An 18,204-nucleotide genomic window follows, 5' to 3' on the forward strand; every position below is an offset into this window, starting at 1 on the left:
GCCGGCGATCCTCTACAGCAGCGGATCGAGAATGAAGGGCTGTTTGGGAATGGTGTAGCCGCGCTTGACGCCCTTCGATGTCTGCACGGGCGCTTCCTTGATCGCCTGAGGCGTGCCGGAAATCGCCGAGGGGTCGAGATCGTCGCCGTCGGCCACGGCGGTGGAATCCGCCACCGGGGACGATCCGAGCCCGACTCCGGAGGATTGTACCGGAGCCCGCGTATCGGGGGCCTGCAGGGCACCGCGTCGGCCGCAGCCGGAGCCGGCCAGGGACACGCAGCCCAGAACGAGGAGCAACGTCAGTCGGGAACGAAACAACATCAACGTGGGTCCGGAGCCTCGGGCGTCGGCATCATAGCCGTTGCGTCCCGCTGATGCGAGCGCAACGGCCACGCTTTGTGCTGCCTGAAGCACCGGGGCCTCAATGAAGGGGATCAGCCCTTCTTGCCGCCCGTCTTCTCGTAGGCGTCGATAGCGCGGCGGCAATTCTCGGACAGCTTGGTCCAGTTGGTCTGGAAGCACTTGTCCACCGCCGGATCGTCGGGAGAGAGGTTGCCGCAATAGGTGAGGTAATCGCCGGTGCAATACTTCTTGAGCGTCTCGTTGCCCCGCTTCGTCTGGGGAGCGGCTTGGGCGAAGGCCGCCGCCGACGAGAACACGGACACTGTCACGAGTGCGAGGGCAAGCGAAGTCATCTTGGAAGTCATAGGGAACGCGATCCGTCTCAGACAGTGAGGATGTAACGAACCCGATGATGCCTTTGCATGGTCGAAACAAGGCACGCCGGTGGTCATCCCATGAAGACGCGGCTTCTACGCCACTCCTCCGGCCGCCTGCAACGGCCCTCTCTCCACCCGCGGGTAAATCAGACGGGTTCGGTCTGTTTCACCGGAATCGAACCGGCCTGCGAGCCCGGCATGGCGAAAACATCGACGGACGGAAGCCGGTTCTGTCGCAGCAGCGAATCCGCCACCTCGACGATGCGCTGGCGAAGGGCGGCGATCTCAGCGTCGGGAGACGCCTTTGCCGTGCGCAGGGCTTCGCATTCGGCGATGAGCGCCGAGTAGCGCGCCTGCAGATCCTGCCCTGCCTCGTCATCGGCCGGCACGTCGGCCTGCGCCGCCCTCGCCTCGCGCAGGGCATGGAGATCGTCGAGGAGTTCGCGATGGGCGTTCTCGAGAACTTCGAGCGTGGCGAGGCTGAGGGTTCCCTCCGCGCGGGCGGTGGCGAGGTCGCGCTCGACTCCGTCCAGGTTCGCCCGCGTCGATGCCAGGGCGGCATCCCGCTCCTCCACGTTCCGCGACAGGGCGGCGATCTCAAGGGTCCGCGCGCCGATGGCCGCCATATCCGCATGGCGGCTGGCGCGCGCCGCTTCCACCTTCCGCTCGAGGCGGCGCTGGGTGACGGCGAACCGCGCGCGCAGATAATCCTTCTCGGCGGCGATTTCGGAGGCAGAAAGGGGAACGAGGCCTTCGAGCCGGCGCTTGGCCAGGCGGGTCGCCCGGGCGTTGACGGCCGGCAGGACCATGAGGGCGCACAGGCTCGCCGCGAGGAAGCCGAGCGCGAAGATCATCACGGTTTCGATCACGCGGGAATGCTCTTCCTAGCCCCTGGCGCGGTCGGAAAAACCGCGACGCGCATGTCTTTAGACCATTTCCCCCAGGCGAGACCAATCCTTTGACGGGTTAGAGACGAACCGCCGCCGGCCGAGGCCCACGAGTCGGGTCGGATCAGAAGGGGTTCCAGGTCGGCTTCGACGTGAATTTCAGATAGCCGACATTGATCCCCAGGCGCGCACCGACGCCGGTCCTGATCGGCACCACCACCATTCCGTCATTCGTCACGGCGGTCATCCCGAACCCGCCGATGAAATAGGCGGAGCCGTCGACCCCGGCAAAACGCCGGTAGAGGCCGGAGACCGAGGGCATGTTGTAGAGAAGCATCATCGTGCGATCGCCGTCGCCGCCGAGGTCGAACCCGATGGACGGACCCTGCCAGTAGATCCGGCGCTGCCCGGCATTGCGTGTATAGAGTGTGCCTTCGCCGTAGCGGACGCCGCCGACGATGGCGCCGGACGCTTCCTGTCCGAGGATGTAGCCGTTGGGCTCGCCCCAGCGCCGGGTCGCCTCTTCCACGGTGAGGGCGAGACCCCGCGACATCGAGCCGAAGAACTTATGCCCGTTATCCACGATCTCGGCGGGCCGGAACCGTCCGGGGGGCGGCTCGTCGAAGGCCAGGGCCGGAGCGACGGGCGCCGCGATGAGCAGGGCGGCTGCGGCTGCACCGAGGATGAGAGCGCGGCGCCGGGCTGTGAGCGGCGAGGGCTCGCCCGATGCGGCGAGGGGGTTCGAAGGATCTGTCATCCGGAGCACCATGTTCGCCCATCACAAGGTTCGACATCCGTCCCGTTCGCCGACATTCTCCTGGCCGGATTTGTCCGAGCCGGGACAAGCGGAGGCACGAGCCCGCGTAGCGCCGATTAGAGCATGAAGTACCGCATGATAGGGTTAACGCGCCGTAACCTCGCAGGAATCGCGCTGGCATCGTGCCTCGTCGCACCTTGTGCCTCCTTCGCGGGGCCAGGACTCATCGCCCTCGATGGGTTCGACGCGGTCAGCTATTTCCTCGATCCCGAGGGACAGCCGGTACCGGGCAAACCGGCCTTCGAATGGGATTGGAAAGGTCGGACCTGGCGTTTCTCGCGCCCGGGAAACCTCGCGGCCTTCCGCGATGCGCCCTCCGCCTATGCGCCGCGTCTGTCCGGCTACGATCCGATCGGGGTGCTCGATGGCCGGATCGTGGACACGGACCCGCAGATCTTCGCGATCCTGGCCGGTCCGGCGGGGGAGGGTCTCTACCTGTTCCGCAATCGGGAACACCGTTCGAGGGTCGTCGCGTCACCGGCCATCGTCGCGGCGGCGGAAGAGAAATGGCCGGCCCTGCGCAAGCTCACCGAGGATGGCGCGCCACCCTGAGAAGGCTTTCTCACACCTGAGGCGTTGTCTGCGCGGCAGATCCCTGGCGGACCGTGTTCAGGCTCGGCCCGCGATCGGGCAGGCCGAGGCGGCCCGTATAGCTCGGATCGCCGAGGGCCGCGAAAGGGCCGTTACGGTAGAAAATGCCGTAATGGCCATAGGTGATCTCACGCCCCGACGACACGATGACGCAGCCGCCGGCGGTGGTCAGCACATGGTCTCCGGCGGCGGTGTCCCATTCCATGGTCGGGCCGCAGCGCACATAGATGTCGGCCTCGCCGGACGCGATGAGGCAGAATTTCAGGGCCGATGCGACGCCGCGCCTCTGGCCGATGGGAAGTCCCGCGAGGCAGGCCTCCGTCTCGGTATCGCCGTGGCGCCGGCTGACCAGGGCGACGAGTCCGTCCTCCGGCACCTTCCTGACCCGGATCGCATTCCGCGTCGTCGGTCGCCCGCGATGGATCACCGCCTCGAAGGCCGTGGCGCCGGCCCCCCAGACGCGGCCGATGCCCGGACCCGCCACGGCCGATGCGACCGGCCTGTTCCCTTCGATCAGGCAGATATTGACGCTGTAATCCGGGTTTCCGGCCAGAAAATCGCGCGTGCCGTCCAGAGGGTCGACCAGAAAGAACAAGTCGGCCGGCGGCAGGTCGTGAGTGGATTCCTCGGAGACGATGGGGATCGTCGGGTAGCGCTGCCTCAGGGCATCGAAGATCAGCTTTTCGGATGCGATGTCGGCGACGCTCGACGGAGTCCCGTCCGGCTTGATCACGTGCGCGCAGTCGCCACCATGATGTCGGCGGAGGATGTCGCCGGCTTCGCAGGCGATGTCGGTCAATGTCGTCGCGATGCTGTCGCGCATCCGCGGATCGAGGGGCATAGGAAAGTCTTGCCTTGCGAGCCGCGCCTTGTCGACTCTAGAGTCGGCTCCGAAGCGCACTACGCACTCCTCGCGTCGCTTTTCAAAGCATCCTGTGCCGTCTATCGGTGCCGCCCTCAGTTGGTTTCATCTCTCGAAGCCGACGGACCGGCCGCATCCGCGGCCCCTTCATTGCCCTGTGCGGAGAGCACGATGACCCCCGTCGATCTCGATTCCCTCGATCTCTCCGCGCTGCTTTGCTCGCGCGTCTGCCACGACGTCATCAGCCCGGTCGGCGCCATCGTGAACGGACTCGAAGTCCTGGAGGACGAGAGCGACACCTCGATGCGGGAATTCGCCCTCGAACTGATCGGCAAGAGCGCGAAGCAGGCCTCGGCACGGCTGCAATTTGCCCGCATCGCGTTCGGCGCCGCCGGATCCGCGGGCGCGTCGATCGACCTGGCCGATGCCGAGAAAGTCTCGCGCGGAATGTTCGGCGACGAGAAGACCCAACTGGCCTGGAGCGCACCGCAGGCGCTCTATCCGAAGAACAAGGTCAAGCTCCTCCTCAACCTCGTGATGATCGCCACCACCACCATTCCCCGTGGCGGCCGGATCGACGTGGTCGTCAGCGGCGACGGGGAGGCCCCCTCCATCGTCATCACATCGAAGGGGTCGCACGCCCGAATCCCCGCCCATGTGGAGGATCTGATCGCGGGAACGCCGGAGAACGGCGCGGTGGACGCCCACAGCATCCTGCCGTTCTATGCCGGGCTCGTGGCCCGCGCGGCCGCGATGAACGTCCGCTTCGGAATCGAGGGCGACGAAGTGACGATCCGCGCCGAGCCGGTGGCCGCCACCGTCGCACCGGCTGCGGCACCCGCCGGGCGCCCCCTGGAGGATACGCGCCCCTCCGACAACGAGCCGCCCGAGACGTCGCTCGCCTGATCGCCGGAACGGCCGTCGCGGCAGGCTGGATCAAATCCTGCCGCGACTTGTGAATTTGTCTCTCTCTCGAAACTCTTCACTAACCTGTCGGCCTCAAGGTGGAACTCGCACAAACCTAGTGCGCGTCTGGACCGAGTGCCTCTGATGGATGACTTGCTGCGTGAGTTTCTGACCGAGAGCGCAGAGCATCTCGATACCGTGGACGCCGAGCTCGTCCGCTTCGAGCAGGATCCCAACAACCAGACGATCCTCCGGAACATTTTCCGCCTCGTCCACACGATCAAGGGGACGTGCGGCTTCCTCGGCCTGCCGCGCCTCGAAGCGCTGGCGCATGCGGCCGAGACGCTGATGGGCCAGTTCCGCGACGGCATGCCGGTGAGCAGCCCCGCCGTCAGTCTCATCCTCGTGACGCTGGACAGGCTCAAGCAGATCCTCGGCGATCTCGAAATCACCGGCACCGAGCCGACCGGCAACGACGACGACCTGATCAACGCCCTTGATGCGATGTCGGCCGCCCCGTTCGTAGCGCCGGCCCCGGTGGTCGAAACGAAACTCCCCGACCCCGTCGTTCGTGAGCTGAAGCCCGGCGAAGTCTCCCTCGACGATCTGGAGCGCGCCTTCCTCGAAGCCGAAGGTCCCGACCTGTCGGAGCCGCTCCCCCTGGAGCCGGCACCCGTCGCCATGGCCGAACCGAAGCAGCCCGAATTCACCGCTCCCGAGTTCGAACCTGCGTCGCTCGCCGAGGATGCGTCCTCCAAGGGCGCCAACCGGAAGAACGGGTCGGACGCTCCCTCCGGAGAATCCGAGGGCGGCGCCTCGAAGGTTCAGAGCATCCGCGTCAACGTCGACACGCTCGAACACCTCATGACGATGGTGTCCGAGCTGGTGCTGACCCGCAACCAGCTCCTCGAGATCGCCCGCCGCCACGACGACTCGACCTACAAGGTTCCCCTGCAGCGCCTCAGCCACGTGACGGCCGAGCTGCAGGAAGGCGTCATGAAGACGCGCATGCAGCCGATCGGCAATGCCTGGCAGAAGCTGCCGCGCGTGGTCCGCGATCTGTCGTCGGAACTCGGCAAGCAGATCGAGCTCATCATGAGCGGTGCCGAGACCGAGCTCGACCGTCAGGTGCTCGAGGTCATCAAGGACCCGCTCACCCACATGGTGCGCAATTCGGCCGATCACGGCATCGAATCCACCGCCGACCGGAAGGCGGCGGGAAAGCCGGCCCGTGGCACGATCCGTCTCGCCGCCTATCACGAGGGTGGCACGATCACGATCGAGATCGCCGATGACGGCAAGGGCCTCGATCTCGCCGCCATCCGCCGCAAGGCCGTGGAGCGCAACGTCGCGAGCCAGAGCGACATCGACAAGATGACCGACGCCCAGGTGGCGAAGTTCATCTTCCATCCCGGCTTCTCCACCGCGAAGGCGGTCACTTCCGTCTCCGGCCGCGGCGTCGGCATGGATGTGGTGAAGACCAATATCGAGCTGATCGGCGGTGTCATCGACATCAACACGCAGCTCGGCCGCGGCACCACATTCACCATCAAGATCCCGCTGACCCTGGCGATCATCGCCGCCCTCATCGTCAAGGCCGGCGACCTTCGCTACGCCGTGCCGCAGGTGGCCGTGCTGGAACTCGTGCGCGTCGACAAGGCCACCGCCCAGAAGGTGGAGCGCATCAACGGCTCGCCGGTGCTGCGCCTCCGCGAGCGCCTTCTGCCGATCGTGACCCTCACCGGGGTGCTGGGTCAGAAGGAGAATGCCGAGAGCATCGATTCCGGTTTCGTGGTGGTCGCACAGGTCGGTCGCCAGCGCTTCGGCATCCTGGTGGACGAAGTCTTCCACACGGAAGAGATCGTCGTGAAGCCGATGTCGTCCAAGCTGCGCCACCTGCCGCTCTTCGCCGGCAACACCATTCTCGGCGATGGCGCGGTGGTCCTGATCGTCGATCCCAACGGTATCGCCCGTCAGGTCAGCCAGGGCACGCAGACGGGCGCCATCCCGGTTGATGCCGAGCCGGAGGAGACCGATGCCGCCGACGCCAAGGCGACGCTGCTGGTGTTCAAGGGCGGCGGAGGCAGCTTCAAGGCGGTGCCGCTCTCGCTCGTGACACGGCTCGAGGAAATCGAGGCGAGCAAGATCGAGTGGGTCGGCGGACGCCCGCTGATCCAGTACCGTGGCCGGCTCATGCCGCTGGTCCCGGCCGATCAGTCGATCGAGATCAGGAGCGAGGGGACACAGGCCCTGGTGGTATTCTCGGACGGCGAACGGGCCATGGGCCTCGTGGTCGACGAGATCATCGACATCGTCGAGGAGCGTCTCGACGTGGAGATCGCAGCCGAGCGTTCGGACCTCATCGGTTCGGCGGTCCTGCGCGGCCGCGCCACCGAGATCATCAACATCGCCCACTTCCTTCCGCTGGCCTATGACGACTGGGCCCGGGGCGCGCACAAGCCCGAGAAGCGCAATGCGACGCTGCTTCTCGTGGACGATTCGGCCTTCTTCCGCGACATGCTCAGCCCGGTCCTGAAGGCCGCCGGCTACAACGTGATCACCGCCGGAAGCGCGGAAGCCGCCCTCACCACGCTGATGGCCAACGGTCGTATCGACGTGGTGGTGTGCGACCTGGAAATGCCGGGCCGAAACGGCTTCGACCTCGTCGCCGCCATGCGGAAGGGTGACGAGCGTCTCTCCCAGCTACCGGTCATCGGCCTCTCCGGCACTGTCGGCGTCGACGCCATCGAACGGGCTCGCTCCCTCTCGATCCTCGATCTGGTGGCGAAGTTCGACCGCAGCGGGCTGATTTCGGCCCTCGGCGAAGTCGACATCGTCAGCCTTCCCAAAGCCGCCTGAACTTGGCCCTCGAACGAGATCGGACAATCTGAGCCATGATGCAGGCCGCCAACAGCAACAAGGGCGTCGAGAACGGCGCCATCACCGACTTCATCACGGTCTTCGTCGCCGACACCATGTTCGGCCTCGCCATCGACCGGGTTCACGACGTCTTCATCCCCGCCGGGGTGACGCCCGTACCGCTGGCTCCGCCGGAGATCGTCGGTCTTCTCAACCTGCGCGGACGCGTGGTCACGGCCCTTTGCCTGCGCCGCCGTCTCGGTCTCCCGGATCGTGCCGACGATAGCCAGAAGATGGCGATCGGGCTCGAGCAGGGCGGAGAAACCTTCGCCCTCGTGGTCGACGGTGTCGGCGAGGTGCTGAAGCTGGGAGGCGACACGCACGAGCCGGTGCCGATCAACCTCGATTCCCGCTGGCGGAATCTCTCCCTCGGTGTGCACCGCCTCGATGGCCGGCTCCTCGTCATCCTCGATGTCGATGCGCTTCTCGCCTTCGGAACGCAGCGCGACATCGCTGGCGCCGCCTGACCTTCGAGATCGAGGACAGCCCCATGAAAAACTGTCTCGTCGTCGACGATTCCGCCGTCATCCGGAAGGTCGCGCGGCGCATCCTCGAGACCATGAATTTCAAGGTCGGTGAAGCCGAGGACGGCGCCAAGGCCCTCACGGCCTGCATCGAAGCGATGCCCGACGTGATCCTGCTCGACTGGAACATGCCGACCATGGACGGCTACGAGTTCCTCCGTGCCCTGCGCCAGACCCCCGGCGGGATGGTGCCGAAGGTTTTGTTCTGCACCACGGAGAACGACGTCGGCGCCATCGCCAGGGCCCTGCATGCCGGCGCCGACGAGTACATCATGAAGCCCTTCGACCGCGACATCGTCACGGCCAAGCTCGAACAGGTGGGTTTCGGCCAGGAGGCCGACGCCGCCTGACACGGAAGGCGGCGTGGGTCTCTGGTCTCGCAGGATCGTCGCTGAATCATCCCCGTCATCACGACGAAGCGTAGAGTTCCATGGCCGCTGCCGCCTCCGTTCCAGTCTTCGCTCCCTCCGCGGGAGGCACCGCGAACAACGCCGCTCGTGTGCGCGTCATGATCGCCGACGATTCGGCTGTCGTTCGCGGCCTCGTCGCCCGATGGATCGGCGAGGCGGGATTCGAGGTGGTGGCGACCGCCTCCAACGGCCGGATCGCACTGGACTCCATGGCGCGCACCGATCCCGACGTGGTGCTCCTCGACATCGACATGCCGGAACTCGACGGGACGCAGGCCCTGCCTCTGATTCTCGCCAAGAGCCCGGGCGTCCAGGTCGTCATGATGTCGACGCTGACGACGCGCAACGCCGACATCTCCCTGCGATGTCTCGCCCTCGGCGCCGTCGACTACCTCGCCAAGCCGGAGAGCAATCGCGGCGTCACCACCTCGGACACGTTCCGCGTCGAACTGATCGAGCGCGTCCGCGTGTTCGGAGCCGCCCGTGCCCGGCGACGACCGCATGCGGCTCCGGCTGCGGTGGGAGCGGTCCACATCGCCCCGGCGCCGGCTCAACGACCGGCGACGCCGTTCGTCCTACGCCCGAAGGCCCGCACCGGGATCCCGCCGCGCTGCCTCCTCATCGGTTCCTCCACGGGCGGCCCGCGCGCGGTCGGCGAAGTACTGGAGAAGATCGGCAGCGCCACCCTGCGCCAGTTCCCGGTGCTGATCGTCCAGCACATGCCCCCGGTCTTCACGGCAGTCTTCGCCGAACATCTCGGTGCCAGAGTCGGCCTGCCGGCCGCGGAAGGGAAGCCCGACGAGCGTATCCAGCCGGGCCGCATCTACGTGGCGCCGGGGGGCCGCCATATGGGCCTGCAGGGAAGCCGGAACGACCTCTCGATCCGGCTCGACGACGGACCGGTCGTGAATTTCTGCCGGCCCGCGGTGGACGTGCTGTTCCACGATGCCGCCGCCCTCTACGGCGCGGCGGCCCTCGCCGTGATCCTCACCGGAATGGGATCGGACGGGACCAACGGCGCGCGCTCCCTCACGGATGCCGGTGCGCCCGTGCTCGCCCAGGACGAGGCGACCAGCACCGTCTGGGGCATGCCCGGCAGCGTCGCAAAGGCGGGCCTCGCCCAGGCCGTCCTGCCGCTCGGTGAGCTCGGATCGGCACTCCGCAACCTCCTGACGGGGCATGGCGCATGACCGACCTCGAGTTCGACTTCCTGCGCGGCTACCTTAAGACGCGCTCGGGCCTCGCCCTCAGCGCCGAGAAGCGCTACCTCATCGAAAGCCGGCTCACGCCGGTTTGCCGCCGCTTCAATCTCGCGACCCTCCACGATCTCGTCACCATGCTGAAGGCATCACGCGACCAGAGCCTGGAACGCGCGGTGGTCGAGGCGATGACCACGAACGAGACCTTCTTCTTCCGCGACCGCGTCCCCTTCGACCTGTTCCGGGACGTGCTGCTGCCGGAAGCCCTGGTCCGCCGTGCGGCCCAGCGCCGCCTGCGGATCTGGTGCGCGGCGTCCTCCACGGGCCAGGAGCCGTATTCCCTGGCCATGCTGATCCAGAACGCGGCGCCGCGCCTCGCCGGATGGCAGGTGGACATCGTTGCCACCGACCTGTCCACCGAGGTGCTGGAGAAGGCCAAGGCCGGCCTCTACAGCCATTTCGAGGTCCAGCGTGGCCTGCCGGTGCAATCCCTGCTGAAGCATTTCGAGCAGGTGGGCGAGCAATGGCGGATCTCCGCGAGCCTGCGCCAGATGGTGGATTTCCGCCCCCTGAACCTGCTGCATCCATTCGATTCGCTCGGGACGTTCGACATCATCTATTGCCGCAACGTGCTGATCTATTTCGACGCGCCGACGAAGGGCGACGTCTTGGGACGTCTCAGTTCCAGCCTGACCCCGGACGGCGTCGTCCTTCTGGGCGCCGCCGAGACGGTCATCGGTCTCACCGACCGGCTCGTACCGCACCCGCAGCATCGCGGGCTCTACGGCCAGGCGCCAAGCGCCGCACGGCCGGGCCTGACCACGCAGCCGCCGCTTCCGCTGCGGAAAGTGGTCGGGCTGTAATCGCCGGCCGGCCGTTGCCGGCCGGTCCGGGACGCAGGAGAGAGCGTCCGAGCAAATTCGTATCGGCGCGACAACGCTCGCCTCTCGTCTGGCCCTTTCAAGAGGGGCCGGACCTCTGGCTCCAAACCAGTGCCCGCTTGCGCGAATCCCGCTCATACCATTTGTCGACGAGCCTGAGTCGTCGAGGTCCGTCCACGGGACTGCGAAGCCGCAGACGTCCGCCGAACCTCACCACCTCTGACACCTCACTCGCCCCTGACATATGGGTTGGGGTCACTACGCCACTGGGCGTCCTCGCGCCGCGTGTCGTCGCACAGAGATCGATGTCCCGCTTCGTTTGGCCATCGCCCAACAAAAAAGCCCCGCTCCCGCGAGGCCTTTTTCGAGTTCCGAAGCGAGGAGGATCAGACGGCGATGCGCTCTTCGCCTTCGTTGGGCTCGCGCAGCACGTAGCCGCGTCCCCAGACGGTCTCGATGTAGTTCTTGCCGGAGGAGGCGTTGGCGAGCTTCTTGCGCAGCTTGCAGATGAAGACGTCGATGATCTTCAGCTCAGGCTCGTCCATGCCGCCATAGAGGTGGTTGAGGAACATCTCCTTCGTCAGGGTCGTGCCCTTCCGCAGCGAGAGAAGCTCCAGCATCTGATATTCTTTGCCGGTGAGATGGACCCGGCTGCCGGTCACCTCGACGGTCTTCTGATCGAGATTCACGATCAGGTCACCGGTGGTGATGACCGACTGGGCGTGGCCCTTCGAGCGGCGGACGATCGCGTGAATGCGAGCGACCAGCTCATCCTTATGGAAAGGTTTGGTGAGGTAGTCATCGGCTCCGAAGCCGAGGCCCTTCACCTTGTCCTCGATGCCGGCCATGCCGGAGAGGATCAGGATCGGCGTCTTGACCTTCGCCACGCGCAGGTTGCGCAGCACCTCGTAGCCCGACATGTCGGGAAGGTTCAGGTCGAGAAGGATGATATCGTAGTCGTAGAGCTTGCCGAGGTCGATTCCTTCCTCGCCGAGATCCGTCGTGTAGGTGTTGAAGCTCTCCGACTTGAGCATCAGTTCGATGCTCTGCGCGGTCGCGCTGTCGTCTTCGATCAGAAGTACCCGCATCGTCGGTCCCCAGCCCAGCCGGCCGTATTCAGCGTTCGGGCAAGCCCCCGCCGTTCGTCCACCACCGGCCCGTGGCGGACGCTCCCTCGTCATAGACGTGAAACGCTAATGGTTAATCGTTAACAAAACCTGATTCTCGGTGGCAAGCACAGATTTGAATGTCTCGAGAAATGATGCTGCCGCCGATCGGTCATTTGGCCCCGCGAGGTGTGGAGCCGGCAGATGCATTACATCAAAACATTCCGCTAAGCACTTGATCGATTTGCCTTTGTCGTCACATGTAACTCAAGAGACACTCTCAAGCGGCACATCGTGACCGGTACCGAAAGGCATCCGCCACCCAATGACGACGGACCGCTTCGTGCCCGATATACGCAGTGTTAAGGAGGGAGGTAAACGAAACGTTGCGAGAAGCGCAGATGACCGTGCGACCCCGGGTTTCCTCCACACTCAATCTGGCCTCGGCCCAGGCCGCCCTGGCCGGAATCGAGACGCTGGAGACCTATGGTCGCGTGGTCGCCATCAAGGGGCTGCTGGTCGAGGTCGCAGGGCCGGTGGGCGCCATGCGCCTCGGAGGGCGCCTCGACATCATGGTTGAGAACGCCACGGGCGCCGTTCCCTGCGAGATCATCGGTTTTCAAGGCGACCGGGCACTGGCGATGCCGTTCGGATCCCTCGAGGGCGTCCGTCGCGGATGTCCGGCGATGGTGCGCGACGAGGCCGCCGGCGCGATTCGTCCGTCCGCCGGCTGGCTCGGGCGAACCATCGACGCCCTCGGTCGACCCGTGGACGGTCTCGGCCCGCTGCCGCCCGGCCCGGCCATCTACCCCCTGCGCGCGGACCCGCCACCGGCCCATGCCCGGCGCAGGGTCGGCCCGCCCCTGGATCTGGGCATCCGCTGCATCAACACCTTCATCACCATGTGCGCCGGCCAGCGCATGGGCATCTTCGCCGGCTCCGGCGTCGGCAAATCCGTCCTCCTGTCCATGCTGGCGCGCTACACGGCGGCGGACGTGGCGGTGATCGGTCTCGTGGGCGAGCGCGGGCGCGAAGTGCAGGAGTTCCTGCAGGACGATCTCGGCCCCGCCGGCCTCGCCCGGTCCGTGGTGGTGGTGGCGACGTCGGACGAGCCGGCGCTCATGCGGCGCAACGCCGCCTACGTCACCCTGGCCATGGCCGAGTATTTTCGCGATCAGGGCGCGCAGGTTCTGTGCATGATCGATTCGATCACCCGATTCGCCATGGCCCAACGCGATATCGGCCTCGCCGCGGGCGAGCCGCCAACCGCCAAGGGCTACACGCCGACGGTCTTCAGTGAGTTGCCGCGCCTGCTCGAGCGCGCCGGCCCCGGAACGGGGCAGGGCGCGATCTCGGGCCTCTTCACGGTGCTGGTGGAAGGCGACGACCACAACGAACCGGTGGCCGACGCGGTGCGCGGCATCCTCGACGGCCATATCGTCATGGAGCGCGGCATCGCCGAGCGGGGACGCTACCCCGCCATCAACGTGCTGCGCTCGGTCTCCCGGACGATGCCTCGGTCCTGCGATCCCGTCCATCTGCCCACCGTGAGACGCGCGAGGCGCATCCTGTCCACCTATGCCGACATGGAAGAGCTGATCCGGCTCGGCGCCTACAGGGCCGGCGCGTCGGCGGAAGTCGACGAGGCGGTGGCGTTGATGCCAAGTATCGAGGCTTTTCTGGGTCAGAGTAAGGAAGAAGCAACCTCGATAGGCGAGGGTTATCAACGGTTGGCAGCGATCGTCGGTAGCGCCTGAGTGACGTTCGGAACGTCATCTCATTCGCTTCAGGCGCCGACAGCACCGGCCTTTCGTGCGTGGCGTGGAATGGGACCCTCAATATGAAATCGCGTGACACGTTGATCCGGCTGCGCCGCTTCCAGGTCGACGAGAAGCGTCGGCGGGTGACGCAAATCGAGATGATGATGGCCGATTTCAACCGGATGGCATCCGAACTCGACCGCGAGGTCGCCTACGAGGAAGGCCGCGCCGGCATCACCGATACCGGCCATTTCGCCTATCCCACCTACGCCCGCGCCGCCGCGACGCGCCGGGACAACATGCGCCAATCCGCGCTCGCCCTCGAGAGCCAGCTCACCGATGCCAAGGCCGAACTCGGCGAGGCGTTCGAGGAACTCAAGAAGATCGAGATCCTCGAGGATCGCGAGCGCACGGCCGAACGCGTCGCAGAAGCGGCCCGCGACCAGGCCGCCATGGACGGCATCGGCCTCTCCCGCATTCGCGCTTGAGCGATCCGTAGGCGCAGGCGGCACGAAGTCGTCATGTTCACATGACATCTGTCCGGGGAATGCCTTAGCCGGCCGTCTCGCTTGCGATGCTCAGCGCGGTCGTGCAGGTAGTCTGGGCTGTGGGGGCATGACCGGTTCGCAATGAAGACAATCAAGGATTTCGCCTGGCCGCTCATCGGCATCCTGGCGATCGCGATCTCCGGCTACTTTCTCTACCAGGAGCTGAAGACCACATCGATGGCGGCGGTATGGGGGGCCATCGTCGCCATCCCGCCCCATCGCATGGCCCTGGCGGGGCTCTCGACCCTCGTCGCCTATGCGGCCCTCGCCTGGTACGACCGGATCGCGCTGCTGCATCTCGGCGTGCGCGGAATCTCGTGGTTCTTCGTAGCGGTGTGCTCGTTCACGACCTACGCGCTCTCCCACAATATCGGCGCCTCGGTCTTCTCGGGCGCCCTGGTGAGGTACCGAGCCTACACGGCCAAGGGACTCTCGGCCGCCCAGGTGGCGGTGCTGGTGGCTTTGTGCTCGTTCACCTTCTTCCTCGGGACGATCCTGCTCGGTGGCGTCGTCCTGGTGATCGAACCGCAGCTGCTCTCACGGCTCAAGGGGATCCTGCCCGGTTTTCTCACCGACCCGAAGACCGCGCTCATCGTCGGCATCGGCCTTCTGGCCTTCGTCGCGCTCTACGTCGCCGGGTCGATCCTGCGCCTCCCGCCGCTCCACATCCGCAAGTTCAAGCTCGAATATCCGCGCCCGGCGATCATGGGGCGCCAGCTTCTAGCGGCACCGCTCGAACTGCTCGGCGCGGCCGGCATCCTATATTTCGCCCTGCCGGAAGCAGTGAATCCCGGCCCCATCGCCGTCATCGCGATCTTCCTCGCCTCGTTCTCCGTCGCTTTGGTCTCGAACGCACCGGGCGGGCTCGGCGTCTTCGAATTGGTCTTCATCACGGCGATGCAGATCACCGATCCCGGACAGAAGGATGCGATCATCGCGGCCGTCATCGTGTTCCGGGTGTTCTATTTCTGGATCCCGGCGCTGATTTCGGTGGTGGTCGTCCTGCTCTACGAGCGCTCACGCCTCGCCGACCTCGCCAGAGCGCCGCAGGCCTCGGCCGTGCCAGCACCGCCGGTCGTCGCGCCCGGTCTCGATCCGACCAGGATCAAGAAGAAGCTGGAGAAGAAGCCGCTCTGAGCCTCCGCTCGATCGGATGTCTCAGCGGGTACTCTCACGAAGGTCCATCATCCAATCAGACCACCTCATCCTGAGGTGCCGAAGCGCAGGGAAGGCCTCCAAGGAGACCTGCGGTGGTCGTAGTAGCGCGATCTCCGGAAGTCTCCTTCGAGGCCGCAAGGCGGCGCTTCAGGATGAGGTGGAGCGCTGCGAGAACGAAAGAAACAGTCCCTCAAACGGCTCCACACCACGTCACGTGAAAGCCGAGCGCCGAGGCCAAGCGGCTCGAGGCCCGTCCGCCGCGATACGGTCGGGCGGACAGGTCCCCGCTCACAGACACATCTCACTTCGGGTCCGGCGGCAGTTCCGCCAGGAACCGAGCAAGGGTTCGGCCAGTTCGACGCTATAGCCTCAGGGCCGGTCCGGAGGGTCTGTCTCCGGACTCGGCGGCAGGCAGACGCTCACGGTAAATCCGGATCTCGGCCTCAGACCGAACCCACCGTCCGCAGCCGGGCGCGCGGGTGGATTTCCGCCTGGCTCATCACCGCCGTCTCACGGCGGAAGCGCTCGATGATGGAACGCACGAAAGGCCGGGCCTGAGCCGAGGTGACGAGGACCGGCATCTCGCCCATGCGTGCTGCCTGTTCGAAGCGGTCGCGCACCGTGTTGACGAATTCCGAGAGTTTGGACGGCTGCATGGCGAGGTAGCGCTCGTCGCGCTCGCCCGCGATGGATTCGAGGAAGGCCTGCTCCCAGGCCGGTGACAGGGTGATGATCGGCAGCATGCCGTCATGGCCCTGGTACTGCGCGCAGATCTGACGGCCGAGGCGGGCACGGACATGCTCGACGATGTCGCGCGGATTCTTCACATGGCCCGCCACTTCGGCGATGCCCTCGACGATGGAGCCGAGGTCGCGGATCGAGACCCGCTCGGCCAGCAGGAACTGCAGCACGCGCTGGATACCCGTGGTGCCGATCTGCGAGGGCACCACCTCCTTGAGAAGGTCGGCATGGTCCTTCGAGAGTTCCTTCAGGAGCTTCTGGACCTCCACGTGATTCAGCAGTTCCGAGACATGCGCCTTGATGATCTCGGTGAGATGGGTCGAGACCACCGTCGCCGCATCCACCACGGTGTAGCCCTTGAGCTGCGCCTGATCGCGCAGGGAGGCGTCGATCCACGTGGCGGGCAGGCCGAAGGTCGGCTCGAGCATGTGCTGGCCGGGCAGCTGCACCTGTCCGCCCATCGGGTCCATGGCCATGAACTGGCCGGGGAAGATCTGCCCCGTGCCGGCTTCGATCTCCTTCACCCGCACCACGTAGGCGTTGGAATCGAGCTGGACGTTGTCGAGGATGCGGACCGAGGGCATGACGAAGCCGAGTTCCGCCGCGAGCTGGCGGCGCAGGGCCTTGATCTGGTCCGTCAGGCGGTCCTGGCCCTCCTGTCCGTTGACGAGGGCGAGGAGCGCGTAGCCCATTTCGAGCTTGAGGTCGTCGAGCTTGAGGAGATCGGTCACCGTCTCCTCCTTGGCGGCCTGGGCGGCGGCCACCGCGGTGGCGTCCATCGGCGCACCATCGGAATCGAGGGGAGGGGCCTCGCGGGCGATCTTGGCGAAGTGCCATGCGGCGTAGCCCGAGGCCCCCGCGAGGGCGAGGAAGGGCAGCATCGGCATGCCCGGCAGGAACGAGAGCAGCACCATCACGCCCGACGACATGCCGAGCGCCTTCGGGTAGTTGGCGAGCTGCTTGCCCAGCGCCTTGTCGGCCGAGCCCTTCACACCCGCCTTGGAGACGAGGATGCCCGCCGCCGTCGAGACGATGAGGGCCGGCACCTGGCTCGCGAGGCCGTCGCCGATGGTGAGCAGCGTGTAGGACTTCGCGGCCGCGCCGAAGGGCATGCCCTGCTGGGCGACGCCGATGATGATGCCGCCGATCACGTTGATGAAGGTGATGAGCAGCGCGGCGATGGCATCTCCGCGCACGAATTTCGAGGCACCATCCATGGCGCCGAAGAAGGAGGATTCTTCCTCCAGCGCGGCGCGTCGGGCCTTCGCCACCTTCTCGTCGATGAGGCCGGCCGAGAGGTCGGCATCGATCGCCATCTGCTTGCCGGGCATGGCGTCGAGGGTAAAGCGGGCGGCGACTTCCGCGATACGGCCCGAACCCTTGGTGATGACGACGAAGTTCACGATGATGAGGATCGCGAACACGATGATGCCGATGACGAAGTTGCCGCCCATCACGAAGTTGCCGAAGGCTTCGATGACGTGGCCCGCCGCCGCCGTCCCCTCGTGGCCATGGCCGAGGATGAGCCGCGTCGAGGCGAGGTTCAGGGCCAGCCGCAGAAGGGTCGCGACGAGGAGAAGGGTCGGGAAGACGGTGAATTCGAGCGGGTTGTCGATGAACAGCCCCGTCATCATGATCAGCACCGAGATGATGATCGAGACGGCGAGCAGCAGGTCGAGCAGGAACGCGGGCAGCGGGAAGATGAGCACCGTGAGGATGCCCATCACGGCGGTGGCGAAGAACAGGTCTGTGCGCTTCGAAAGCGCGGTCAGGTTGGTACGGTTCGGGATCGCGAAGCTCGCGAATTGCGAGACGCTCATCCCCGGACCCGACGCGGCGGAGCCCGCCTCGCTCATTCTCGACACCCTTCGCGTCCAACGTGGACCCGGCAAGAATTGCCGGGCTCAGGGTTAGCGAAGAGTTAACGAGGCACGGTGGAGGTCAATAAAACTCGGTCTCGCTCGCGCCGTTCCCAATCCGGGAGGATCCCTGGCGATACCGGGTCCGATCCCCCGAGCCCGCGGTATCGCACCTGTCCGTGGCATCCTTCGACGCATCGCGCTCGGCCAGCGTGATCCTCAAGCGGTAACGCAATCCCCACCCTCAGGCGCGACCGCTCCGGTGCCGATGGGACACAGGCACCCGGCGGCAACCGGAAAATCGCATGTTTCCTCAC

17 protein-coding genes are annotated in these 18,204 nt (G+C 66.0%); 10 read left to right on the top strand and 7 right to left on the bottom strand.

Annotated elements, in window-relative coordinates; all coding sequences use genetic code 11:
- Positions 1–12: 12 nt before the first annotated feature.
- The 4 genes from ASF08_RS09685 to ASF08_RS09700 all read right to left on the bottom strand — a co-directional run bounded on the left by ASF08_RS09685 (position 13) and on the right by ASF08_RS09700 (position 2,363).
- The gene (locus ASF08_RS09685; protein WP_018042669.1) at positions 13–321 is read right to left on the bottom strand and encodes a hypothetical protein; all 309 of its coding nucleotides are present in this window, start codon (positions 319–321) and stop codon (positions 13–15) included.
- A 113-nt stretch (positions 322–434) separates the two neighbouring features.
- Positions 435–707, bottom strand: a complete 273-nt coding sequence (locus ASF08_RS09690) for a hypothetical protein (RefSeq protein ID WP_018042670.1) — start codon at positions 705–707, stop codon at positions 435–437.
- A gap of 158 nt (positions 708–865) precedes the next feature.
- Entirely contained in the window at positions 866–1,588 is a 723-nt protein-coding gene (locus ASF08_RS09695) for a hypothetical protein (RefSeq protein ID WP_056144297.1), read from the bottom strand.
- A 142-nt stretch (positions 1,589–1,730) separates the two neighbouring features.
- The gene (locus ASF08_RS09700) at positions 1,731–2,363 is read right to left on the bottom strand and encodes a DUF1134 domain-containing protein (protein WP_056144752.1); all 633 of its coding nucleotides are present in this window, start codon (positions 2,361–2,363) and stop codon (positions 1,731–1,733) included.
- Positions 2,364–2,498: 135 nt separating this feature from the next.
- On the opposite strand from ASF08_RS09700, the gene ASF08_RS09705 reads away from it, so the two are divergent.
- Complete coding sequence (locus ASF08_RS09705) at positions 2,499–2,975, top strand: YHS domain-containing (seleno)protein (protein ID WP_244474494.1); 477 nt, start codon at positions 2,499–2,501, stop codon at positions 2,973–2,975.
- A gap of 10 nt (positions 2,976–2,985) precedes the next feature.
- Here the strand turns inward: ASF08_RS09705 and ASF08_RS09710 are convergent, their stop codons facing one another.
- Entirely contained in the window at positions 2,986–3,855 is an 870-nt protein-coding gene (locus ASF08_RS09710; RefSeq protein ID WP_056144303.1) for a 3'(2'),5'-bisphosphate nucleotidase CysQ family protein, read from the bottom strand.
- Between the two features lie 192 nt (positions 3,856–4,047).
- On the opposite strand from ASF08_RS09710, the gene chpT reads away from it, so the two are divergent.
- From chpT to ASF08_RS09740, 6 genes are all read left to right on the top strand, one after another.
- Entirely contained in the window at positions 4,048–4,782 is a 735-nt protein-coding gene (chpT, locus tag ASF08_RS09715) for a histidine phosphotransferase ChpT (RefSeq protein WP_056144306.1), read from the top strand.
- 144 nt (positions 4,783–4,926) lie between these two features.
- Positions 4,927–7,641, top strand: coding sequence for a hybrid sensor histidine kinase/response regulator (locus ASF08_RS09720; protein ID WP_056144311.1), 2,715 nt, complete (start codon positions 4,927–4,929; stop codon positions 7,639–7,641).
- Between the two features lie 38 nt (positions 7,642–7,679).
- Positions 7,680–8,168 carry a chemotaxis protein CheW gene (locus ASF08_RS09725; RefSeq protein ID WP_026175731.1) on the top strand — a complete coding sequence of 163 codons (489 nt, stop codon included), beginning with the start codon at positions 7,680–7,682 and terminating at the stop codon, positions 8,166–8,168.
- A gap of 23 nt (positions 8,169–8,191) precedes the next feature.
- Complete coding sequence (locus ASF08_RS09730; protein ID WP_018042678.1) at positions 8,192–8,575, top strand: response regulator; 384 nt, start codon at positions 8,192–8,194, stop codon at positions 8,573–8,575.
- An 80-nt stretch (positions 8,576–8,655) separates the two neighbouring features.
- Positions 8,656–9,825 carry a chemotaxis-specific protein-glutamate methyltransferase CheB gene (gene cheB, locus ASF08_RS09735; RefSeq protein WP_018042679.1) on the top strand — a complete coding sequence of 390 codons (1,170 nt, stop codon included), beginning with the start codon at positions 8,656–8,658 and terminating at the stop codon, positions 9,823–9,825.
- Positions 9,822–10,697 (top strand): CheR family methyltransferase, encoded by an 876-nt coding sequence (locus ASF08_RS09740; RefSeq protein ID WP_056144313.1) that lies wholly within the window; start codon positions 9,822–9,824, stop codon positions 10,695–10,697. Before cheB ends, ASF08_RS09740 begins: the two co-directional genes overlap by 4 nt.
- A 404-nt stretch (positions 10,698–11,101) precedes the next feature.
- On the opposite strand, the gene ctrA is transcribed toward ASF08_RS09740, so the two are convergent.
- Entirely contained in the window at positions 11,102–11,803 is a 702-nt protein-coding gene (gene ctrA / locus ASF08_RS09745; protein ID WP_018042682.1) for a response regulator transcription factor CtrA, read from the bottom strand.
- Between the two features lie 419 nt (positions 11,804–12,222).
- Between ctrA and fliI the strand changes: the two genes are divergently transcribed.
- The 3 genes from fliI (at position 12,223) to ASF08_RS09760 (ending at position 15,266) form a co-directional block, all read left to right on the top strand.
- On the top strand, positions 12,223–13,578 hold the full coding sequence (fliI, locus tag ASF08_RS09750; RefSeq protein WP_018042683.1) for a flagellar protein export ATPase FliI: 1,356 nt from the start codon (positions 12,223–12,225) through the stop codon (positions 13,576–13,578).
- Between the two features lie 83 nt (positions 13,579–13,661).
- Complete coding sequence (fliJ, locus tag ASF08_RS09755) at positions 13,662–14,069, top strand: flagellar export protein FliJ (RefSeq protein ID WP_018042684.1); 408 nt, start codon at positions 13,662–13,664, stop codon at positions 14,067–14,069.
- A gap of 141 nt (positions 14,070–14,210) precedes the next feature.
- A complete protein-coding gene (locus ASF08_RS09760) occupies positions 14,211–15,266 on the top strand; it encodes a lysylphosphatidylglycerol synthase domain-containing protein (RefSeq protein WP_056144318.1) in 1,056 nt (351 codons plus the stop codon).
- A 464-nt stretch (positions 15,267–15,730) separates the two neighbouring features.
- Here the strand turns inward: ASF08_RS09760 and flhA are convergent, their stop codons facing one another.
- Positions 15,731–17,848 carry a flagellar biosynthesis protein FlhA gene (gene flhA, locus ASF08_RS09765; RefSeq protein WP_238253871.1) on the bottom strand — a complete coding sequence of 706 codons (2,118 nt, stop codon included), beginning with the start codon at positions 17,846–17,848 and terminating at the stop codon, positions 15,731–15,733.
- Positions 17,849–18,204: the final 356 nt, after the last annotated feature.

Origin of the sequence: Methylobacterium sp. Leaf85, from assembly GCF_001422125.1 — a bacterium.
GTDB lineage: Bacteria > Pseudomonadota > Alphaproteobacteria > Rhizobiales > Beijerinckiaceae > Methylobacterium > Methylobacterium bullatum.